Here is a 23401-nt window from a genome sequence, read left to right on the forward strand (position 1 = left end):
TTAAAAGCTGTATTTTTAGTCTTTTTAAAAATAAACTATGTTAGAACTAGCAGGGATAATTATACTTGGAATTTTGGCGCAATGGGTAGCTTGGAGGTTTAAAATACCAGCAATTTTACCTTTAATCTTAATTGGATTACTTGTAGGGCCTATTGCAGCAGAATTTTTTAATGATGATGGAAGTAAATGGATAGAACCTATATGGAATGGAGAAAAAGGATTGTTTCCTGGTGATGGACTGTATTATTTCGTGTCATTATCTATTAGTATTATTCTTTTTGAAGGAGGACTAACTTTACGACGAGGAGAAATAAAAAATATAGGCCCAGTTATTACAAAATTAATAACCCTAGGATCGGCGATTACTTTTTTTGGAGGAGCCATAATTGCTCACTATGTGTTTGGTTTAAATTGGGAATTATCATTTTTGTTTTCAGGTCTAATAATTGTTACAGGGCCTACAGTAATAACACCAATTCTTAGAAATATACCGCTTAAAAAAGACGTTTCAGCAGTTTTAAAATGGGAAGGAATATTAATAGATCCAATTGGAGCTTTAGTAGCTGTACTTGTTTTTGAATTTATAAGTGTAGGAGGTGGTGCAGGTTTTACAGGGACTGCTTTATTAGAGTTCTTAAAAATAATCCTTTTCGGAACCACTTTCGGATTCACTTTTGCACACGCCTTAATTTTTGTGATAAATAAAAAATGGGTGCCACATTACTTATTAAATGTGGTTTCTTTATCCACTGTTTTACTAGTGTTTGTAGAATCTGAATTGTTTGCTCATGAGTCAGGATTACTAGCTGTTGTGGTTATGGGAATGGTACTAGGAAATAGTAAACTTAAGAATTTAAAAGAGATATTATACTTTAAAGAATCATTAAGTGTTTTATTAATCTCAATACTATTTATTTTACTATCAGCAAATATTGATTATAAAGAACTAACACTATTATACGAGTGGAAAACATTGCTTTTATTTGCTTTAATAGTGTTCGTAATACGTCCATTAGCAGTATTTTTAAGTACATCAAAATCAAACTTAAAAACAAACGAAAAACTGTTTATTAGTTGGGTAGGACCAAGAGGTATTGTTGCGGCAGGTATTGCTTCTTTATTTGGAAGTAAACTGCTAAAGCAAGGAATTGATGGTGCTGAGTATATAACTCCTTTGGTATTTATGGTAGTTTTAGGAACTGTTTTGTTAAACGCAACAACAGCAAGATTGTTTTCTAAGCTAGTAGGAGTGTTTTTAGAGCGTTCTAATGCAATTATGATAGTTGGAGCTTCAGATTTAGCAAGAATGATTGCTAAGTACTTAAAAGAGAATAAAAGAAGAGTAGTATTAATTGATTCTAATATTGAAAATGTAGAAAAAGCTAAAGAAGAAGGATTAGAATCAATTGAAGTAAATATTTATGATGATGAGTTAACAGATAATATTGAATTAAATGATGTAGGATATTTAATAGCAATGACAGGAAGTGATTCAATTAACAAATTTGTGATCTCAAACTTTTCATCGATTTTTGGTGAACAAGGAGCTTATCGTTTAGCAACTTCACAAGAAGTCATTACGAAAGATTATGAAGATGAAGATCATTTATTTACAATAGAAGATGATTATATTAATTTAATGGAAGCTGTAAGAGAATTCCCTGAAATTCACGAAACAGTAGTAAATTCTATTGATGACTATAAAAATAAAATAGATGAAATTAATCGTGATCAAAAATCAATACCAATTTTTGTTAAGAGCCAGAAAAATGAAATTCTATTAATTTCAGAATTTGAGAAAAACGTTAAGAAAATAGAAGATTGGAAGTTAGTTTATGTAGGTAAGAATTTAAACATCTAACCCGAAAGTATTCTTTAACGTTTCAATTAACGGATTTTTTTCTTTTAGTTTGTCATACTTCTCTTGAGGAGTATAGGCAAACTTTTTTTCTACAGTTTCATTTACAATAACATTAATTTGAATACCATAGTTATTTAACTTTTCACGTAAAAAGCGTAATAGTTTAGGCTTACCTTTTTCAAGTTGAGACTTCATTAAGTCATTAGGTAATGAAAAAATAATAGTAAAATCCTCTTGTAACTTAGGCTCATCAGAAGCTAAAATGGCAGCTATACTTCGTTCTCCAAAATTTTGTAGTTGGAAATAGTATTTTTTCCAGGCATCTTTTAACTCATCTTGAGTGAAAGGAGTTCTTGGATGATTGTCGTAGTTTTCTTCTACATCTATAGTACTTTTTACTTCTTTCTTTTGATGTAAACTTTTTAAAGATAAAGCAGAAGTACGACGCTTAATATTCTTTAAAACAGGTTTAGTAGGAGGAGCCTCTTTTGTAACTGTAGTTATTACAGGAGTTGCTTCAGCTTTTTTAGGACTTTTAGCAACAGCAGGTTTTACCTCAGTCTTTTTAACTGAAGGAGATAAAGAGGTAAAAAAAGTAGCAGGAATTATGTAGTTGCTAGATTTTTTTTTTGCTCCATCAAAAGTGATAGAGGCAATTTGCATTAAAGTAAGTTCTACCAATAATCGTTGGTTTTTACTTCCTCGATATTTCAAGTCGCAATCATTAGCCTTGTCTATAGCAGGGAGTAAAAACTGCATACTAGCTTTAGAAGCCTGTTCTAAGTATTTTTTCTTAGTATTATCACCAACCTCTAGTAAAGCTATAGTAGCTTGATCTTTTGCAACTAACAAATCTCTAAAATGAGAAGCCAAACCGTTTATAAAATGATGTCCCTCAAAACCTTTTCCCAACACATCATTAAAAGCCATTAAAACTTCTGGAATTTTATTTCCAAGTAATAAATCGGTAATGTTAAAATACACATCGTAGTCTAACACATTTAAGTTTTGGGAAACAGCTTCGCGAGTTAGGTTGTTTCCTGAGAAACTTACAACCCTATCAAAAATAGAAAGGGCGTCACGCATTGCACCGTCAGCTTTTTGAGCAATTACATGAAGTGCATCATCTTCAGCAGTAATATTCTCTTTAGCACAAATTGTTTTTAAATACTCTTTAGCATCTAAAACACCAATGCGTTTAAAATCAAAAATTTGACAACGAGATAATATCGTTGGTATAATTTTATGTTTTTCTGTAGTCGCTAAAATAAAAATAGCATGTGCTGGTGGTTCTTCTAACGTCTTTAAAAAAGCGTTAAAAGCAGCTTGAGAAAGCATGTGAACCTCATCAATGATATACACTTTGTATTTTCCTGTTTGAGGAGGTATACGAACTTGATCAGTTAAGTTACGAATATCATCAACCGAGTTGTTAGAAGCCGCATCTAATTCAAAAATATTAAAAGCAAAATCTTCATCATCTGTAGTTGCATCTTCTTGGTTAATACGTTTAGCCAAGATACGAGCACAAGATGTTTTACCAACACCACGAGGTCCTGTAAACAATAAAGCCTGAGCTAAATGGTTGTTTTGTATAGCATTTTCTAACGTATTAGTAATGGCTTGTTGCCCTACGACATCCTCAAAATTTTGAGGACGATATTTACGTGCCGATACTATAAAATGTTCCATTAAAATCTACTGTTTACTCGAACAAAAATAGAAAACACGGTGGCAACACGCAAACAAAATTATTAAGGAAATATTAAAGTTGTAAACAATTGTAAAATTTGCATACTTTCTACGACCAACTAACATATAAATAATAGTAATTACATGAAGATATTCAAAGGAGTAGCAGTGTTTACGGCTGTTGTTTTAGCGGTAACGTTATTAAGTTTCTCACAAAAAAAAGAAGAAAAACTAAAAGAGGTATCAATACAAACAACCTCAGAAACAAAAGTAGCTTACTTTGCAAGTGGTTGTTTTTGGTGTGTAGAAGCAATTTTTGAAAGTGTGAATGGAGTAGAGGAAGCAGTATCAGGATATGCAGGAGGACACACTAAAAACCCAACTTATAAAACAATTGGAACAGGCCGTACAGGACATGCAGAATCGGTAGCAGTATATTACAACCCGAAAAAAGTTAGTTTTCAAACATTAGTAACTGTATTTTTTGGTTCGCATAATCCAACTACTAAAAACGGACAACATCCAGATTATGGTTCACAATATAGGTCAATAGCGTTTTATAAAACACAAGAAGAAAAACAGATAATAGAAAATACTATTAAAAAGTTAAACAAAGATGTGTATCATGGGAAAATAGTTACAGAGGTAAAAAAGATGGAGAGGTTTTATCCTGCGGAAGAGTATCATCAAAACTATGAACGTTTGCACCCAGAGAATCCATATGTGCAAAAAGTATCAATTCCTCGATTAAATCGGTTTAAACGCAAGTTTCCGGAATTGCTTAAAAAAAGAAAAGACGGGTAACTTTATTAAGTTAAAGTTTGTTTATATAAAAAGCTCCCCAGCAACAGCGTTACTGGGGAGTTATTTATTTTATAAAGTAAAGTTTATTCCTAAAACAATATTTCTACCAGGGTTAAAAATATTATCAGGCTTTAATCTAGATAAGTGATTTATGTACTTCTTATCAAAAAGATTATTTATGGTTAAAGATGTAGTAAAAGTGTATTTACTAATGATAATATCACCTCCAATACCTAAATTAACTAGATTATAAGCAGGTGTTGCTGTTTCAAACTCACTAACATTATCTTGCTTAAAAAATGAATGTAAGCTTACAGAAGCATATCCGTTTGGTAACCACTTTTCATTAGAAAACTCAGTTCTAAGTGTGTTTTTTAAGGTATTTGCTGGAATTAGTGGTAAATAGTTTCCATTATCTTGTTTACCAATTACCGTTTCAAAACTACTTTCTAAATGTAGCCAATCAAGAGGGTGAGGGTGTAAGTGAAAACCAAACTCACCTCCATACAATTTTGCATCTTCTTGAGAGTAAGAATATACAGGAGCATCATCTTCAATTTCACCAGTAGGAGATAAGTAGATGTAATCGTTTAATTTATTATAAAAACCATTGGCAAATAACTCAAAGTGTTCAGTGTTATAATCTAAAGAAAGATCAAATTGTAAATTCTTCTCATTAACTAGGTTGTTGTTACCAACTTCAAAACGATTTGTACCGTGATGTACTCCGTTAGAAGTTAATTCAGCAAGGTTTGGAGCTCTAAATCCACTTGCAATATTTAAACGAGTTGTAACAGCATTAAAAAGTTTAGTTTTAGCACCAAAAGAAGCAGTAAAACTATTAAAAGATTTATCTATAGCTTCAAAAATATGTATTTCATCTTCATGAGCTACTTCATGTCTTTCGGTAGTTATAGCTCTATTGTCATATCGAATACCAGCTTGTAAAGAAGTATTATCATTCAATTCAACGTTTGCTGTAGTAAATACACCAAAATCATTTACAGTAGCATTAGGAATTAACAATTCTTCACCAAAGTTAGTGTTGGTTTGGTGTAAACCTTGAGCACCTATTAAAACTTCAAATTTACCAAACTTAGGAAGGTGATATTTTGTGTTGTAACTAAACGTTTTTAGCTTCATATCTAAAGCAGCTTCACCTTCTTCATGCTCTTCGTGTTCTTCTTCAGTTTCCTCTTCCTCATGTTCATGATGTTCTTCAAACTCTTTACGGTTATTAATAGTATATCCTAAATCGATATCTAATTTTGAGTTTTTAAAGAAAATATGATTGTGTAAGCTTATAATATGATTGTCAATATCTTGATAAGGAGTTTCAAAATGCGTTTCTTTCGTTTGTTCTCCAATACCTTCAGTTAATCCTAGTTTAGAGTTGTTGAAGTTATAACGTAACTCTGAAGAAAAATTCTTTTCATGAAACCCTACACCTAATTTTAAATCTTTTTCCTTAAAACGTGTATTAGTTACTCTATAGTCAGGTGTTTTGTAGTCTGCATGTTGCGCATAAGTTCCTCTAGCTAAGAATTGCCAGTTTTTTAAAGAAGATGTTAAGCCAACCGAAGTATTTGTACCTAAAGTATTACTAAAGTAACGCTGATTCACATTAAGTTTAGTAGTATTCTCTGGAGCAAATTTTTCTGGTTGAATATATAAAACACCACCTAAAGCATCAGAACCGTATAAAAGAGAAGCAGGGCCTTTAATAACTTCTACACCAGCAACACCAGCATCGTTAATACCCAAACCGTGTTCTCCACCAAATTGTTGGTTTTCTAGTCGGATACCTTGTGTGTATACTAAAACTCTGTTTCCGCTTAAACCTCTAATAACAGGTTTACCGATAGACGTTCCTGTAGAAACTTGAGATACCCCTGCAATGTTTGTAATCCCTTCCGCCAATGTTGTAGCTCCTGTTTTTTGAAGAGCTCTAGCCGAAAGACGTTCAACTTTCATTACATTTTCTGATTGTAATTTATTAAATGGAGTTGAAATAATTACTTCATCTATTTTAAAAATAGACTCTTCTAAGTGAAGGTCAAAAGAGATGTTTTCATTATTAAAATCAAACTCTTTTGAAACAGTTTTAAAACCTAAGAATGTAAAGTTAAAGGTTACTTTTCCGTTAGGAATGTTTTGTACGTTGTAGGTACCATTTTCATTGGTTACGGTTCCTTTATGTAATTGTTCTGAGTAAACTTCTACTCCTAAAAGTGGTTGATTATCAGTGTCTGTGATTTTTCCTGATAAACTGTTTTGTGCATATATAGCAGATACTCCTATGAATAATAGGAAATTTATAATTTTCTTCATTAAAATGAATTTTACTGTTAACGATGTGTTTTGTTAGTTGTTTATAACAATGTTATGATACAGTAAAATATGGTGGTGCTCTTGAAGATTTTTTATCAGCATACACATAAGAGATTAACTGAGGTTGTGTCTCGTAATCTAATTTGTAAAAGTGTTGCGGAATAACTGAAAAGTATTCAGCAGTTTGATACGTAAATGTATTTAAATGATAATGAGCTAAAGAACAATCTAGTTCTTGCGCATGAAAGTGATGCTCACTAGTAGATGTACAAACAGTATGCTCATGATTTTCAAATAAGTGTATTGTTAAAACTACTGTTGGTAATAGTAGAATTAATATACTTAGTAGTGCAATATGTTTTTTGAGCTTAATCACTGAGTACAAAAGTATAAAAAATAAAACCTAATAGAAATTTACTATTAGGTTTTATTTTTTTATAGTCTTAATATTTTCTTAATGCTTTTTTGAGTTGCCTCTCATTTTCATATTTAGCATTTCTACTACTAAAGAAAAAGTAATGGCAAAGTATAAATAAGCTTTAGGAATACTTCCTATTTCCTCTCCAAAAAGAGTAGCGTGAGATAAGTGAGCACCTTCAGCAATCAGCATAAACCCAATTAAGATTAAGAAAGATAATCCTAACATTTGAATAGTTGGGTGCTTACTAACAAACTTCCCTACAGGGTTTGCAAATAACATCATAATAACCATAGATAATACTACAGAGGTAATCATAATTATCATAGCTCCTTCAATACCATTAGTCATTCCTACAGCCGTTAAAATAGAATCAAAAGAGAAAACGATGTTAATTAACGTAATTTGTATAATAGCTTGTGTTAATGTATAGCCTTTTTTAGGTTTACCATCAGTTTCGTCTTCAAGATGTCCTTCTACTTTATGGTGAATTTCTTTAGTGCTCTTATATAAAAGGAATATACCACCAGCAAATAAAATTAATGCTTGACCTGTAACTCCTGCATTAAGCCAAGATAAATCGATATTAAAAAAAGGAGAATTCATAGCAATAAGCAACGAAATACCAAAAAGTAAAGCAATACGAAGTATCATGGCTAAGAATAGCCCAATATTAGTAGCTTTTTTTTGTTGATTTTCAGGTAGCTTATTTGCCGCTATTGAAATAAAAATAATGTTGTCAATACCTAATACAATTTCTAAAAAAGTTAAGGTAACAAGTGCACCCCAAGTATCAGGTTGTAAGAAAATTTCCATAGTTTATTTTACTTTATATACAGTTCCTTTTTGCTTAAAGTTAGAATAGCCAATTTTTGCGGTAAAACTATAAGAGCTGTCAGTTACTTTAGTTATTTGAACAAATATAGGATCTTTATCTAAATCAGTTTTCGGATTTTTCATTTGCAAAGTGTATGCAAAATTATTTTTCCACTTGATGTAGAGTGTATCTATATGTTTTATTTCTTTTTCAGTAACTAAACTGTCAGTTGAAATACTTACTTTTTTAGTGTATTCTTCTATTTGTAAGCTATCTTTTCTTACAATAGTTGTTTTTCCGTAGTTATCACCAGCAGGAATTTCAAACGTTCCGTGAACAAAACGTGTTGGATCTCCTTTTTTTTCTGGAGCACACGAAATAGCTAAAAATAAAACTAAAAAAGTAAGTAAATATCTCATTATATACCTGTGTAATTAGATGGTGTAATTTGTTTTAATTCATTCTTAATCGCATCAGAAACTTCTAAAGTATCAATGAAGTTAGCGATAGAATCTTTGTTGATTTTTTCGTTGGTACGTGTTAATCCTTTTAACGCTTCGTATGGATTAGGGTACGCTTCACGACGTAAAATTGTTTGGATAGCCTCAGCAACTACCGCCCAGTTATTTTCTAAATCTTCAGCAAATTTAGCTTCGTTTAATAATAACTTGTTCAATCCTTTTAAGGTAGAAGCAAAACCGATTAATGTATGTCCAAAAGGAACTCCAACGTTACGTAATACCGTACTATCAGTTAAATCACGTTGTAATCTTGAAACTGGTAACTTAGCAGATAAATGCTCAAAAATAGCGTTGGCAATACCTAAGTTTCCTTCAGAGTTTTCAAAATCAATAGGATTTACTTTATGTGGCATTGCAGATGAACCAACTTCACCTTTTTTAATTTTTTGTTTGAAGTAGTCGTTAGAAACGTACGTCCAAACATCGCGATCTAAATCAATTAAAATTGTATTTACACGTTTTAATCCGTCGTATAAAGCTGCCATGTGGTCGTAGTGCTCAATCTGCGTAGTAGGGAAGGAGTGGTGTAAACCTAACACTTCTTCAACAAAATGAGTACCGAAGTTTTTCCAGTCGATATCTGGATACGCTACTTTGTGTGCATTGTAATTACCTGTAGCTCCACCAAACTTCGCAGCATGTGGTGTATGTTGTATGTGAATAACTTGATTGTTAATACGCTCTACAAATACAAAAAACTCTTTTCCTAAACGAGTAGGAGAGGCTGGTTGTCCGTGAGTTCTTGCTAACATTGGTACGTTTTCCCATTCTTCAGATAAATCAGCTAATTTGCAAACTAAGGTATCTAAAGTAGGGTAGTATACTTCTTCCATAGCATCTTTAATAGATAATGGAATAGCAGTGTTGTTAATATCTTGAGATGTTAATCCGAAGTGGATAAACTCCTTATACTTATTCAAGTTTAGCTTGTCAAACTTTTCTTTAATAAAGTACTCAACAGCTTTTACATCGTGATTGGTAACGCTTTCAATTTCTTTGATTTTTAGCGCATCTTCAGCAGAAAAGTCTTCATAAATTTTACGTAAATCATCGTATAAATCTTTGTTGAAATCGGCTAATTGAGGTAATGGAATTTCACATAAAGCAATGAAATATTCAATTTCTACCTTTACACGATATTTTATTAGAGCTTCTTCTGAAAAATAGTTCGCTAAGCTTGCTACTTTGTTACGGTATCTACCATCAATAGGAGAGATGGCGTTTAATTCTGTTAAGTTCATGTTTTGTTGTTGTGTTGAAAGGCACAAAAATAGAAAATACTTCCCTTTTTTTAGAGATAAACTACAGGAATTTTAGTACTAAATAAAAGCAATCTCATTTAGGTACAAAGAAGTATATAGAATTTTGTTTGTGATAACCAAACTAAAAACTTTTTTCTAAAAATATTTTCATACAATCATTTGTTTAGTCTCACTATAAAAGAAAAAAGCATTAAAGTTTCACTGAGTGATACTAAAATTAAAAATAGGTACCCAAATAACGATACCTATTTTTAATTTTAATAAGAAAAAATATTTACTATAAATTAATACTGAAAATCTCCATACTTACTGTATTTATTAATCCATAAAAAATATTCACCAAAAAACGTACCTGACAAAAATTCGTCATAAATGTCTTCAATTGATTTACCTTTAAAAATTAAACCAATACTTTCGTTAAAATGAAAGTCTTCTTCAATCTCTCTTAAAAAATTAAAAGCAGTATCGTCTAGAGTTTTTAAAATAAGCTTATCTAATTGTTCTTTTTGGGTGTCACTTAAACTATTTATAAATTCAAATCTTTCATCTTCAATCTTCTGTAAATTACTATCGTAATTTTCGTTTCTTTTTAAATTATAATACTCTTTTATTGTGATTTTTCTAGCTTGTTCTGTGCTTTTTAGATAATTAGCATAGTTTTCATCTCTGAATTTTTTTATAATAATTTCACCAAACTTTTTATATTTTTCTTCCATAATGTTAATTTATTCCATTCCAAGGAATGTAGAATATTATTATCTTTTTCTTTCCAATATCTTTGAAACTAAACTAAGATACAGATAAAAGCTCTTTTTTATTAAAAGTATTTAACTTCATTATATACACAAAGAAGTATAAAGAATTTTTGCTTATAATAATCTAACTTAAAATCTTCCTCAGAAAAAACTTCATCCATTTTTTTAAATAGTAAACTTAGATCTTCTGTCTTTTCTTTTGGTATCAAAGATTCCATTTTTTCTAAATGTTTTGTAAAATCGTCATTTAATACTATTTCTTTTACACAAGAACTATCTAACTTAAAAAAAATAGGCTTTCCGTTTTCAATATTGTGCATTGAGTCTAAGTATGGATATGTAAAAGAAGCTTTCATAACTTTTCCTTTGGAGGTATGTAGTATATTTAAAAACTTCTTATAACTACTTTCTGAACTATCTTTTAGAATTTCTTTATTAATTAAATAATTTTCAAATTCTTTGTTTATTCTTTTTAATTTTTTCCCTTTATCATGTAGCGAGTTATACAAGCATTCTTGATACATTTCTTCTATTTTTTTCTCTTGAGAGAAAGATTTGAAAGCTAAGAAAGAAGATAGTATTAGCGTTACTATTATTTTTTTATTCATGTTTCAAAGGTGTTAATTGATCAGTGGTATACTCAATAATATTGTGCTTAACTAATAAATCACAAAACTCTTTAGAAATGATTATTTTCCTATGACCTCTTAACAGTTCTTCTTGACTATAGCATATATGAAAGTCAATTTTTTTTTCGAAAGGGGGGAAAAAGTCTAAAGTTTGTAAAGCATATTGTTTATACCCGCCAGTTTCACTTAATGGATGAATATCATAAGCCGATCCCTCTAACAATAGTTTACTTTTCGCAGTAGGAATAATCAATTGTACCGTATCTTCCAAAGGTTTACCAGTTTTATAATCTAAAACATCCATGGCTTGTAAACCAAGAGGTGCAAGCACCTCTTGGTAAAACTCTTTTTTAAAGAAAGCAAATTCAAATTCCCACTCTAAACTAAATCCCTTTTGAGTTTTATTCCACTTAGGTTTTTTAACGCTAAAAGGGGCTATTTGAGTTTTATTTACTCTAAACTTTTTATTGTCATATTTGAATATAATATCTTCATATTTTAAAGAATTTTGAGGTTCAGGGTAGCCATTATTTTTTTGAAAAATACCATTAAGAGCATAATATCCTGCATTATCTAATTCTTTTTTTGAAAACGTTACAGATTGAAATTTTAAAGAAAACTCAGAAGGTTTTGTTTTTTGAAAAAGAGAATCTTTTTTTGAGTAATGTTCCAAAATCTTTTTTTTGACTTCGCCTTCTTCTAACGGTATACCAAAGTATCCTTCTTCAACTAGTCTATCTAATTTTAAACTATTTAAAAATTCAACATCTTTTTTTCGCCATTTTGCAAAAAGCAAATAATGTTTTATCATAATCCTAATGCTTTTAATATTTCAGGGTAATCTTTATATATCTCTTTTGCAGCCATATAAATATCATCTATAGTAGCTGAACTTGTTGTTTTTTTAGTCCAACCTGCGGCTTGCCCATCATAACCTATTGCTTTCTTCCAAGCCTGTGTGAATTTATAGTGTTCACTTTGTGCTAATTTATTAGTTTTTTCTACAACTATACTTAACCAATCATCTGTATTTCTACCTAATTTGTCACCTAGCTGCTTAACAAATCTTTGTTCAAAAAGATGATGCTTTTCAACTCCTAACTGTTTTGCAGAGATACCTAACTCTTTAAATTGTTTTCCTAATTGCTTATATGATTGTATGCCAAATTTTTTAGCATGCTTTAAGTTAGAAAATGCTGATGAAGCAGGTGTTCTAAGTCTAGTAATTACATTTTTAATAGGTGTTGTTAAATACCTCACAGGTAGTTTACTCAATACTTTTAAGGCCAAACCACCACCTACTTCCCATAGTGCCATTTCTATAACTGGCTGAAAACTTTCAAATGTTTGACCTACAATAGCTCTAACATAATCCCATGCTAATTCCCCTGCTTTTTTTCTTATTGTTTTATATAGTATTTTATAATCTTCATCTGAAAAAGAAGAATCTAAGGGTAGAAGGCTTTCTAGATAATTTCCAAATTCTTTGTTTCCCCATTGTTTAAAAGAAGTTGCATATTTTTTAATTTTAACTTCGTAATCCTTTTTTTGAGCTGTATTTGGTAAAATAGGGTCAAAAGAATTATAAGCTATTACAAACTGGTTGTACTTTTGAGAACTTGTAAGGTTTTGGTTACTTAAAATTTGTATAGTTGTGTTTGAAAATATTTTAGCTTTGTTTGTTATTTTATTACTAACTCTATTACTGTTAGCAAATCCGATAAAATTATTAGCGGCTGTTTTGTGTTCATACAACCAGTTTTTTTGAGTATTATTAGTAATGTTTAATTCACCAATTAAATTAGTTATCGCAAAATCAGCGGTACTCGTAGAGTTTAATAATTTATCTAATGCTTGATTTTTTAATCTTTCCCATTCCATTTTGGCCATATACTCACCTCCAGGTAAAGCAGGAGGTGACGTATAAGCGCTTAATAACTTGTAATAGGTTCTACCATCAAAAACTGAAAAACCACCTGTTCTATTTTTTATAGACAAATTTTCTATTAACTCAGGCGTAGCTTTATCGATATTATTAAACTTTTTAAACATATTATTAATATGTTCAGGAACAAGGTATGGAGGAGAACTTAGCTTTTTATACTCTTCATAATGAACTAAAAACTGTAATAAGCTTAGCCTGTCCCAAGTGTTTAAACTATTGTAATGTTGGTTTTTAAGTTTTATTACCTCTGATTCAACTCCTCTACCTATACTTTTAAACATATGGTTATTTATATGAGTTTCAGCGATGTTCTTGCTAAAATCATCAAATAAAGGAGTCCATTTTGACTTTAAAGAGCTTAAACTCTTTATATCTTTTAAGTATACTCCTTGTACTTTAGTATAACCAAAGGAAGGATTATTTATATTTCCTGATTTAATTTCTGCTTCTCTTAGCTTTAATAACTTTAGCTCTTTTAAATGCTTTTCTTTAGCTTTAAATCCGCGAGTTCTTAAACGAGAGTATTTATCTCTAAGAGGTCTTGAAAAAGTAACGATATTTCTTCTTTCAGAATCTATTAAAAGCTCATTTTTAGCTTCATTAAAACTAGAAAATGTTCTGCCGAATTTTTTATCTATAGCAGGTTTAACTATTTCATTTACTTGTCTATTATACCATTTTTTTAATTTCTTTTTTGCAGCTCTTCTGATTAAAGTTTCATTAAGTGCAGCAGCATCGAAAGAGTTACTCCAATTGGATGAATTGTCTCTAATATCTAAATCAGGTATTTCACAACCGCTACATCTTCCTGCTAAAATTGGTTTTAATTCACTATATGTACCATCTGGAGCTATTAAGAATTCATCTCCGATAGTTGATTTTTCAAGTATACTTAATCTTTGAGCTTGTAAATCAATATTAAATGTACTTACTAAAAGTAGTAGTAAAAACTGTATATATATTCTTTTCATTTGTGTGTTTTCTAGCAATTATTTTTTGATGATAATTCTTGTTTTTCTTTCTTTTCCTACTAGTATGGTTACTACATACATTCCTTTAGGTAAATCCGTTCCCTCAACATAATATTGGTAGTTACCAGTTTCCTGACTAGCTAAAGGTTTTATTACTCTTTCTCGTAATCCATTCATGTTGGTGATGGTAACCTTTGTATTTGCTGGCTGTTCTAATGAATAGGATACAATTACATCTTTTTCAAAAGGATTAGGGTATAGCTTTATAAAACTATCTTCTTGTTTTGAAAGTGCAGCTAAAGCATCTTCTGAAAGCTCTTCTTCTGAGTTTTCTAATTTCTTTTTCTTTTTTAAGACAAAACGAATAGGTACTCCCGATTCTTTCCAAGCACTCACATAAGTCTCCAAGTTTCCTGTTAAGTAGGTTTCAGAATTAAACTGTTTGATAGAAACATCAGCAGAAAGTAATTGATGCTCTAAAACAGCAGGAATGTTTTTACTAAATGAACTATGTGGTAATTCAACAGTAAAATTGTTAAAGTAAAGACTGTTGTCTAATTTAGTAAAGTCTACATTTTGTTTTTTATCAGCAATGGTCGTAGTGATATGTAATACATCACTTTCTGCATTATACTTCGCTGTAATTTTAAAAGGAATTTTGTTTTCTATATGAGTTGCTGACCAATCAAAAAACAATAAATCGCCTTCCCACACTCCGTTAAGTTGTTGTTTGGTAACTTCTGCTGATGTAGCTGTCTCTTCTTCATTTATAACATGCTTAATTTCCTCTACATTTATTACTTCTGAGTTTTTAGAAGCTTCACTTGTGTTAGCTCCTTTTACTGTATCGAAATTGGTTTTTAATAACTCATTTGCTTTGGCTACATTTTTCTCTACTCCATAACCGTGGTAGTAACAAATCCCTAACCAATATTTCGCCATAGGATAGTCGCTCTTTTCAAACCAACTAACTGCTTTGGTATAGTCTTGTTGTATGTTTCCAAAACCTTTTAAATACAAGTAACCTAATAAATAAGCAGCTTTGGTATTTCCTAGTTCAAATCCTTTTTCAAACCATTTTCTCGCTTTGTTATAGTTAAGTTTACACCCTCTACCATACTTATATAATATTCCTAAATCAGTAGCAGCAATAGCATTGTCTTGTTTTGCAGCTACTTTAATTAGCTTAAAAGCTTTTGTGTAACTTTCTTCTGTGGCTTCCTCTAGTAAAATACGTCCCATCATTAGTTGTGCCACTGGGTTTTCAGTTTCTACACAAGGGGTTAGGTATTCAATAGCTTTTTGTTTGTCTTTTTTAAAAAACTCATTTCCTTCTAAATGGTAATAAGCTCTGTTAATGTTGAAATCGCAATCAACTTCTTTTTCTTGTGCATTGAGTACTGATGTAAATAAAGCAATCAATACAATAATCCTAGTAATTTTCATTTTTATGTATTAATAATTAAGTTAAAATTCTTAGCAATAATATTTTTCTCATACCTAAGGGGAATGATTAAGATTTTACGTGTAGGGGTGTATAATTATGAAGCGTTGGAAATAAATTACATAGCTTTTTTCTGTGATCTTCATTTTTTTGTTCTTGTGCTTGTACATGAATACAAGCAAAGCAAAGAACAACTAATAAATAGTTGAATTTTGTTTTCATATCGATTTAATTATTCGGGTTGCAATTTTTTAAAGAGAACAATTTTTTTCGCTAATGAAACAAGTAGATAATAATTTACCCTACCAAAAAAATAGAATAGTATTACAGATTTATTTTAAGATATAATTATAGAAGACCTATGCCGTTGTGTCAACGGAGCGTGCCGTAGTATCAGCGACCCGTGCCGTGGTGTTAACGGAGCATGCCGTGATATCAGCGACCCGTGCCGTGGAGTTAACGGAGCGTGCCGTAGTATCAGCGACCCATGCCGTGGTGTTAACGGAGCATGCCGTGATATCAGCGACCCATGCCGTGGTGTTAACGGAGCGTGCCGTAGTATCAGCGCCCCGTGCCGTGGAGTTAACGGAGCGTGCCGTAGTATCAGCGACCCGTGCCGTGGTGTCAACGGAGCGTGCCGTAATATCAGCGACCCATGCCTTGGTGTTAACGGAGCATGCCGTGATATCAGCGACCCGTGCCGTGATGTCAACGGAGAATGCCGTAGTATCAGCGACCCGTGCCGTGGTGTTAACGGAGCATGCCGTAGTATCAGCGACCCATGCCGTAGTGTTAACGGAGCGTGCCGTAGTATCAGTGACCCATGCTGGAGTATTCGGGAGTATTCAATAAAGTGTGTAGAGAATTGTATAAATGAATTGTAACAATCTCGGTTATGAGAGTGTTATGGAAAAATCCGCAGTAATGAATTATAGCCAGTGTTGTAATACGTTTTTATCATTGTTTTTTAGCCTAATCCTAATTTGTTTTCCACATCTAACTCCCTAATCACTTCATATCTTCCCTTGGTGAGTAACCTTAACCATTCTATAAAATTTTCAACCTTGTAATGAAGTTTTTTATCGTTCAAACTGTAATAAGCTAAAGGCCATTCACCGTTTTCATCACTTTCGGATGTCAACCAGACCCAAGCTCCACCATTTGAATCCTCTGTCATTAAACAAAGAAGAGAATGAACTTTGTATTCTTTTTCATTCAATAATTCGATAGTTGCGCCTAAATCTTTGCGATATGTGTTCAAAAAGTTTTTTTGTTTAATATCATCTATGGAATTCATATAAAGCGAATAAGCTCCATTGCCAAATTCCTTTAAAAATAATTTATACGAAGGAGGAAGCTTTAAACTAAGTTCATTTTCTACCTTTTGAATTTCAGGGTCGGTTAACTTTGCTCCAATTTCTTGATGTTGCTTAGAGTCCGTGTTTAATATTTTTATCAATTTTTTCATTTGACTTTCTGTCGTAGATATTTGTTCAAGATTTGATTTTTTGTTTTTCAATCCGCAAGAACCAAATAGAAACATGATTAATATTAAACATCCGTATTTTTTCATTTCTTGTTAATATTTTTTTATTGACTTCTGTTTTTTTAATGTATTACAATGGGTTTGTATAAGATTAGTTGCGTAGGTTAGCGGTTAACTTTGCAAATACACAGCAAATTGAAAATCCGCGAGGATTTTCAGAAGTAGGAGAGAACAAGCAATTACTTATAGTTATTGTTGTAGCTAATATTTTTTTATTTTTTTTCTATTTCTCTTCATAATTCTCTTTAGTCTATAAGTCAAAAATATTTTGACAATTCTTGATTCAATTTTATATTTATTTGCTTCAAGATATAACTTTTTTTCGTTTTTTTCTATTTTCTCTCTCTGTCTCCTAATATCAGCTTTCCATTCATTTTGTTTTATTTTATTATTCATTCCAATCGATTTTGAAACCAATATTTCCGAGTTTAAATTATTTATATGATTATATAAAATTGATAAATGTAAATTGTAATATTTTAGAAAAAGAAAATACTTTTTTTCTTTGATGCATTCAATAATTAATTCTCTTAAAATGATTGTGATGTCATCTAGAACACTATGTACTGTTAAAATGTAATTTGAATAAGCACTACTTATGTTTTTATAACTTGGTTTTGTTAAATGAGTTAAAACTATATTAGAATTATGATTAGTTAAATATCGTTTGAAGTATTCGTCTTCCGCTTTATTAAATCCATCAAACGAGTTTATTTTAGGAATTTCATCTTTTTTTGTTTCTATTAAAAAGAATTTGTGATTGTATTTCATTTCTAAATCTAACCATCTGTTTCTTACTTTAAGGTAGTTACGAGTAAAAACTTTACTTAAGTTTTCAAAATACTTATATTCTTTTAAAACTGACGCAATGAAAATTTTGTCCTTAAAAACAAGTGATTTTCTTTTTGAGAGTAAAAACAGGAATCTCTCTAGTTTTTTATTTTTTCCATATTCTTTTAATTGGGAGTCAAAGATTACATCGGTTATCTCTACAAGAGTAGCCCAATTATGGTCAATTCTATTTCTTAATTGAACTTCGACAACTTTACTGTCATTTGGCAGTTGTAAATAGAGATGAAGAGATTTATATCCATTAGGTTTAGGTTTTTTTATGTAATCTGTTCGTTTTCGAACTGTGAATTTTTTAGAAATTAATTTTTCTAGCTTATAAACTTCTCTATCATTATCAACTATACACCTACATCCAGAAATATCCCACATCCTTGCAAATAATTGCTTTTTTTTTGGATCAGTATTTAATCTTTTTAATTTTCCTATAATCGTTTCAATTCGTTTAATACGATAAGTAATAATTGCATTTTTGTTGACTCGTTTGCTTAAGGAACATAAAGAGTTAAAAGTAGCATTAGTGGTTTCTTTGAAAGAGATTCTGTGTTCTTGAATTTGTTCTTTTGTAGAGTTTTTAATGTTTGGATATTCATCTCTAATTTTATCGCCAAGTCTATTTATGTCTCCGTTAGTTTTTAACGTCATTTTCATTTAATAAATTTCATTTTCATTTGATTTGCGATATTAGCTACCACTCGTTATATGTCAAACTTTAGTTTTTTACCCTGAAAAAAATGTGAGATATCGTAAAGTTTAGCAATTTTATACGTTTTCAAATATATTAAAACCAGTACGTTACCTAAAACAAAGTTATTAACGAGTTGCTGTTATTTATTAACTAATTATACAATTCCAGCGAACTTACTACAAGAGATGTACAAATTCTTACGGAATTCCATAAAGCTATTAATTTTATGATTTGTAACACACTTAATTGAAATGGTTTCTTTAAAGAAAGCTTTAACGATATACCTTTCGTTTGCTAATTTTTACGTCTCCCTTTTTTTCTAAAGATTTTATGACCCGAATAACCGTTTCTACACGTAAACCTAAAATATCAGCTATTTGTTGACGTGTATAGGCTACTTTAAAAGTGTATTTTCCTTCAACTTTATATACATCGTCTTTTAAATAATCAATAAAGCGAAGGACTCTGTGGGCAGGCTCTTGACTCGATATTTCTGAAGCTATAATTGCTTTATAGTACAAACGTTTGGCTAAACTTTGGGTAATTTTTAAATGAATTTCAGGGTTATCTTGTAATAACTCAAAAAGATTTTTCTTTGATAATACTAAAATGGTACTATAAGAAATTGCTACGGCATTGGCTGGATATTTAACATCAATAAATAAGGGAGGTTCACCAAAGCTTTGGTTTTTATAAAATATTCCTTGAATAAACTCTTTGCCATCATCGTTGAAATTATTCATTTTTACAGCCCCAGTTACTATTTGATAGTAATGATGAGCTGTTTGTTTTTCAGAAAAAATAATTTCGTCTTTTTGAAAACTTTTGGTTTCAGCGTGGTATTTTAATAAGAGTTCTTCTGGAATCATTATGATTTAAGTCATAAATTGCAATAGCATAAAGATATACTTTTGTAGCGTATTTCAACAACGATTTGTAAATGGATAAAAGAGACATAGAAAATAGGGAAGATGTGTATAAGTTAGTATCAACCTTTTATAATGATAAAATTAGAAAGGATGATTTTATAGGTCCTATTTTTTTAAAAACAATTCCAGAAGAAACTTGGGAACCTCATTTACAAAAGCTCACCGATTTTTGGGAAACCAATTTGTTTTTTGTTAGAAAGTTTAAAGGAAACCCTATGAAAGCACACAAAGACGTAGATAGAGATTTTGAGTATTCTATTTACCAAGAACACTTTGGACGCTGGCTACAATTGTGGTTTGAAACGGTTGATGAACTTTTTGACGGAACAAAAGCGCATGAAGCTAAAGAAAGAGCACGAAACATAGCTTCTATGCTCTTTTTTAGAATGTTTGAAGCAAAGCCGAAGCCTACATCTACGACATAAGTAGGTAAAAAATCAACGAAATATTACCTACTATATTAATAATAAATGCCCAAGCAATTATTTTAAAAGGGCGTTGACTTATGGCGGCAGCATTAGCTCCCATAGCCGTTACACAAGCAAAAATTAGGGCAAATAAATTAACATCACCGTTTACGGCTAAAGCAGCTGTTATGGAGGCAATCATAGAGCCTACAGTAATTAATATAATAGATACACCAATGCTATTTCGTTCTCCTTCAGCAATTTTTTTATTGATGTAAGCTGTAATTCCCATACTATTTGTTTTTTGAATTGTTTTTTCAGCGGTTAAGTTTTCAGTAGTTACCATACATACTAGTTTTTGATAAAATTATGTAGCTGATAACTAGTTTTTTATGATTCAAGTCATAAATGAAAAAGAAGAAAAGGTCTTTTTATTTGTTAGATATTTTTATCTTCACATACTAAAATAAGCTGAGTGGAGTCAATAACTATAATTTACATTGTATTAGCCGTATTCATAAGCGTAGCCATTGCTTTTTTTCAATATTTCTATAAGGTAAATAGAACTCCGAAAGTACATATCTTACTTTTTAGCTTAAAGGCACTGAGTCTCTTTTTAATTGGGTTGCTATTGATTAATCCGAAGATAACAACTCTTGAAACGGAAAATATAAAACCTGTGTTATCTGTATTGGCAGACAATTCGTTATCTACTCAATTTTTTAAAGAAGAAAAAAAGGTTCAAAAATTAATATCAAAAGTAGAAAACAACGAAGAACTTCAAGATAAATTTGACGTACAGTATTTTTCGTTTGGGAATGATATTAAGGTGTTGGATAGTTTATCTTTTGCTGAAACACAAACAGATATTTCAAAAGCAGTTGAAGCTGTTAATGAATTGAATAAAGATAAAAATGCAGCTACTATTTTAATAACCGATGGAAATCAAACCCAAGGAAATGATTATGAGTTTTCATCAACAAAGCATAAAGTATTTCCTGTAGTTATAGGTGATACTATTAAGTATCAAGATATTCAAATTTCGCAGTTAAATGTGAATAAGTATAGCTATGTAAAGAATAAGTTTCCAGTTGAAGCATTGTTGTATTATGAGGGAAAAGAAACGGTGAATACTACTTTTTCAATCGTAAAAAACGGGAGCAGAGTTTTTTCTAAAAGAGTGCGCTTTTCACCAGAAAATCCTGTGCAAACTGTTACAGCCAATTTAGTGTCTAATACCAAAGGAGTACACTATTACACAGCGTCGATAAGTAGTATAGCGAATGAAAAAAACACGAAGAACAATTATAAAAGCTTTTCAGTAGAAGTTTTAGATGAGCAAACCAAAGTTTTACTATTAAGTTCTTTTTTACATCCAGATTTAGGAGCGCTGAAAAAAGCGATAGAGAGCAATAAACAACGCAAAGTAGACATTGCTTTGATACAGGATAAGAATATAAACTTAGATGCGTATCAGTTTTTTGTTTTGTATCAACCTAACAGTTATTTTAAAACCACTTTAGAAAAAATACAATCTAACTTTTTACTGGTTTCAGGAACTAAAACAGATTGGAACTTTTTGAATAGTCAAGGTTTAGGAATTCAAAAAAGAGTAATCAATCAAAAAGAAGAATATACAGCTATTTACAATCCAGATTTTCTAACTTTTTACCAAGAGGATATAGGTTTTGGTCAATTTCCACCACTAAAAGACAAGTTTGGAGAAGTACAGACTAAAAAAGAGTCTCAAAGTTTGTTGTATCAGAAGTATGCAGGGGTAGAAACCACTCAACCGTTATTATCAACCTTTGAAGAGAATGATAAAAAGTATGCAGTACTATTTGGTGAGGGTATTTGGAAATGGAGAGCAGCCAGTTATTTAAAAGAGAAAAATTTTGAAAGTTTTGACACGTTTGTAGGAAATTTGGTTCAGTATTTAGCATCCACTAAAAAGAGAAGGCGTTTAGATGTAAAAGCACAACGTTTGTATGCAGCTAATGAGCCCATAACCATAAGTGCTTTTTATGTTGATAAAAACTACCAATTTGATAGCAGAGCATCTTTAGAGTTAACAGTTACTAATTTAGAAACAAAAGCTAAAAAGAGTATTCCGTTTTCGTTATTTAACAACTCGTATCAAGTTGCTGTTGAAGGATTAGCCTCAGGTGAATATTCATATACAGTAACAGTAAAGAACCAAAATATAAGTAGTTCAGGTAGGTTTAAAATTGAAGATTATCAGATAGAAGAGCAGTTTACCAATGCCAATTTTAAGAAATTAGAACAGCTAGCGTTAAAAACAGATGGAGCAATTGTTTATGCAGATAAAGTTGACGATTTACTAAAAAAGATACAAGAAGATGCATCTTTTTATACCACACAAAAGTCTATTACCAAAAAACAAAGTTTAGTTGATTGGAAATGGTTGTTATTACTAATTATAGTTTTATTGTCAATAGAATGGTTTGTTAGAAAATATTATGGTAAAATATGATGTATGAACACTTTTTTCAATGTCCGCATTGTTGGGAAGAAATTTCCATGTTGCTGGATGCTAGTACATCTGAAACCTATGTAGAAGATTGTGAGGTATGTTGCAATCCTATACAAATAACATTTACCTTTGTAAATAACGATTTAGTAGCTTTTGAAGCTAAAAATATAGAACAATAAATACGATGAGATTTCACACACGTAAATGGGTAAAACCAGAAGATTTAAATCCTAACGGAACACTTTTCGGAGGACGATTATTACAATGGATTGATGAGGAAGTAGCGTTATATGCTATTATTCAGTTAGAAATTCCAAAAACAGTAACCAAGTTTATGTCTGAAATAAATTTTGTTAGTTCAGCAAAGCAAGGAGATATTGTAGAAATAGGAATTGATGTAGTAAAGTTTGGTACAACGTCTATCACCTTAAGTTGTGAGGTTCGTAACAAAATAACCCGAAAAACAATTATTGCAATTGATAAAATTATCATGGTGAGTTTAGATGAAGAAGGGAAGCCTTTTGCACATGGTAAGACAAAAATTGAGTATGTTAAAGATAGATTGGATAATGAAGATTCATAAATTTTTATAATTTTGTAACCCTAAACAGTATTCGTGAAAAACAGTATCATCATATTATTAACCTTATTATTAGTTGTGCCTCCTTTACAGGCACATACTGATGCTGTGGTTTTTGTTGCTGAATCAGAAGTACATCACGATGTGTTAAATGAAGATCATCAAGATGAGCATCATCTACATGATACTGAAGAAGAAAAAAACAAAGAACATCACCATCATTGTAACGTAATTACTGTTACAGCAGATTTTATACCAACCGATTATAGTTTTGATATTCCTATTTTTTTAGAAATAAGAAATAGTATTAACTTCTATCAAAACACATACTACAATTCATACTTGTCGGCTATTTTTCAGCCACCAAAATTTTAAATTAATTATTCTCGGTTTGCTTTCGAAGATATACGAAAGTAGTTCTTGCATCTTTTTTATTAAAAAGTTGTCAGCTTACAAAA

Annotated in this window: 22 protein-coding genes; 7 read left to right on the forward strand and 15 right to left on the reverse strand. The window is 30.8% G+C overall.

Annotation, left to right across the window (positions count from 1 at the left end; all coding sequences use genetic code 11):
• The first annotated feature begins 37 nt into the window (after positions 1-37).
• Positions 38-1861, forward strand: a complete 1824-nt coding sequence (locus VBY68_RS01985; protein WP_415268710.1) for a cation:proton antiporter — start codon at positions 38-40, stop codon at positions 1859-1861.
• Here VBY68_RS01985 and dnaX read toward each other — a convergent pair.
• A complete protein-coding gene (dnaX, locus tag VBY68_RS01990; protein WP_415268711.1) occupies positions 1850-3553 on the reverse strand; it encodes a DNA polymerase III subunit gamma/tau in 1704 nt (567 codons plus the stop codon). The two genes, VBY68_RS01985 and dnaX, sit on opposite strands and share 12 nt — an antisense overlap.
• A 144-nt stretch (positions 3554-3697) precedes the next feature.
• Here dnaX and msrA point away from each other — a divergent pair, with 144 nt between their 5' ends.
• Positions 3698-4357: a peptide-methionine (S)-S-oxide reductase MsrA gene (gene msrA, locus VBY68_RS01995; RefSeq protein WP_415268712.1), complete on the forward strand. Its 660-nt coding sequence runs from the start codon at positions 3698-3700 to the stop codon at positions 4355-4357.
• A 69-nt stretch (positions 4358-4426) separates the two neighbouring features.
• Here msrA and VBY68_RS02000 read toward each other — a convergent pair whose 3' ends face one another.
• The 13 genes from VBY68_RS02000 to VBY68_RS02060 all read right to left on the reverse strand — a co-directional run bounded on the left by VBY68_RS02000 (position 4427) and on the right by VBY68_RS02060 (position 19402).
• Positions 4427-6688: a TonB-dependent receptor gene (locus VBY68_RS02000; protein ID WP_121146693.1), complete on the reverse strand. Its 2262-nt coding sequence runs from the start codon at positions 6686-6688 to the stop codon at positions 4427-4429.
• 52 nt (positions 6689-6740) lie between these two features.
• On the reverse strand, positions 6741-7064 hold the full coding sequence (locus tag VBY68_RS02005) for a hypothetical protein (protein WP_099214575.1): 324 nt from the start codon (positions 7062-7064) through the stop codon (positions 6741-6743).
• A 78-nt stretch (positions 7065-7142) separates the two neighbouring features.
• Complete coding sequence (locus tag VBY68_RS02010; RefSeq protein ID WP_099214574.1) at positions 7143-7922, reverse strand: TerC family protein; 780 nt, start codon at positions 7920-7922, stop codon at positions 7143-7145.
• Positions 7923-7925: 3 nt separating this feature from the next.
• On the reverse strand, positions 7926-8342 hold the full coding sequence (locus VBY68_RS02015) for a hypothetical protein (protein ID WP_099214573.1): 417 nt from the start codon (positions 8340-8342) through the stop codon (positions 7926-7928).
• Complete coding sequence (gene purB, locus VBY68_RS02020) at positions 8342-9685, reverse strand: adenylosuccinate lyase (protein ID WP_415268713.1); 1344 nt, start codon at positions 9683-9685, stop codon at positions 8342-8344. The genes VBY68_RS02015 and purB overlap by 1 nt, the downstream gene beginning before the upstream one ends.
• Positions 9686-9990: 305 nt before the next feature.
• A complete protein-coding gene (locus VBY68_RS02025) occupies positions 9991-10422 on the reverse strand; it encodes a hypothetical protein (protein WP_415268714.1) in 432 nt (143 codons plus the stop codon).
• Between the two features lie 101 nt (positions 10423-10523).
• Positions 10524-11069 carry a hypothetical protein gene (locus tag VBY68_RS02030; RefSeq protein ID WP_415268715.1) on the reverse strand — a complete coding sequence of 182 codons (546 nt, stop codon included), beginning with the start codon at positions 11067-11069 and terminating at the stop codon, positions 10524-10526.
• Positions 11062-11901: a hypothetical protein gene (locus VBY68_RS02035; RefSeq protein WP_415268716.1), complete on the reverse strand. Its 840-nt coding sequence runs from the start codon at positions 11899-11901 to the stop codon at positions 11062-11064. The genes VBY68_RS02030 and VBY68_RS02035 overlap by 8 nt, the downstream gene beginning before the upstream one ends.
• Positions 11898-14006, reverse strand: a complete 2109-nt coding sequence (locus tag VBY68_RS02040) for a hypothetical protein (RefSeq protein WP_415268717.1) — start codon at positions 14004-14006, stop codon at positions 11898-11900. The genes VBY68_RS02035 and VBY68_RS02040 overlap by 4 nt, the downstream gene beginning before the upstream one ends.
• A gap of 18 nt (positions 14007-14024) precedes the next feature.
• Positions 14025-15452 (reverse strand): T9SS type A sorting domain-containing protein, encoded by a 1428-nt coding sequence (locus VBY68_RS02045; RefSeq protein WP_415268718.1) that lies wholly within the window; start codon positions 15450-15452, stop codon positions 14025-14027.
• 965 nt (positions 15453-16417) lie between these two features.
• A complete protein-coding gene (locus VBY68_RS02050) occupies positions 16418-17023 on the reverse strand; it encodes an SMI1/KNR4 family protein (RefSeq protein ID WP_415268719.1) in 606 nt (201 codons plus the stop codon).
• A gap of 174 nt (positions 17024-17197) precedes the next feature.
• A complete protein-coding gene (locus VBY68_RS02055; RefSeq protein ID WP_415268720.1) occupies positions 17198-18496 on the reverse strand; it encodes a RelA/SpoT domain-containing protein in 1299 nt (432 codons plus the stop codon).
• Between the two features lie 309 nt (positions 18497-18805).
• Entirely contained in the window at positions 18806-19402 is a 597-nt protein-coding gene (locus VBY68_RS02060; RefSeq protein WP_415268721.1) for a Crp/Fnr family transcriptional regulator, read from the reverse strand.
• A gap of 71 nt (positions 19403-19473) precedes the next feature.
• On the opposite strand from VBY68_RS02060, the gene VBY68_RS02065 reads away from it, so the two are divergent.
• Entirely contained in the window at positions 19474-19887 is a 414-nt protein-coding gene (locus VBY68_RS02065) for a group III truncated hemoglobin (RefSeq protein ID WP_028892127.1), read from the forward strand.
• Here the strand turns inward: VBY68_RS02065 and VBY68_RS02070 are convergent.
• Complete coding sequence (locus VBY68_RS02070) at positions 19877-20215, reverse strand: hypothetical protein (RefSeq protein WP_415268722.1); 339 nt, start codon at positions 20213-20215, stop codon at positions 19877-19879. The genes VBY68_RS02065 and VBY68_RS02070 overlap by 11 nt on opposite strands.
• A gap of 129 nt (positions 20216-20344) precedes the next feature.
• Between VBY68_RS02070 and VBY68_RS02075 the strand changes: the two genes are divergently transcribed.
• The 4 genes from VBY68_RS02075 to VBY68_RS02090 are packed head-to-tail and all read left to right on the forward strand — an operon-like array spanning position 20345 to position 23318.
• Positions 20345-22363, forward strand: a complete 2019-nt coding sequence (locus VBY68_RS02075; protein WP_415268723.1) for a VWA domain-containing protein — start codon at positions 20345-20347, stop codon at positions 22361-22363.
• On the forward strand, positions 22363-22542 hold the full coding sequence (locus VBY68_RS02080; RefSeq protein ID WP_047790511.1) for a CPXCG motif-containing cysteine-rich protein: 180 nt from the start codon (positions 22363-22365) through the stop codon (positions 22540-22542). The genes VBY68_RS02075 and VBY68_RS02080 overlap by 1 nt, the downstream gene beginning before the upstream one ends.
• A gap of 5 nt (positions 22543-22547) precedes the next feature.
• Positions 22548-22946, forward strand: a complete 399-nt coding sequence (locus VBY68_RS02085; RefSeq protein ID WP_099214563.1) for an acyl-CoA thioesterase — start codon at positions 22548-22550, stop codon at positions 22944-22946.
• 33 nt (positions 22947-22979) lie between these two features.
• Positions 22980-23318 (forward strand): hypothetical protein, encoded by a 339-nt coding sequence (locus VBY68_RS02090; protein WP_415268724.1) that lies wholly within the window; start codon positions 22980-22982, stop codon positions 23316-23318.
• Positions 23319-23401: the final 83 nt, after the last annotated feature.

The organism is Tenacibaculum ascidiaceicola (assembly GCF_047470925.1).
In the GTDB taxonomy this organism is placed as follows: Bacteria; Bacteroidota; Bacteroidia; order Flavobacteriales; family Flavobacteriaceae; genus Polaribacter; species Polaribacter discolor.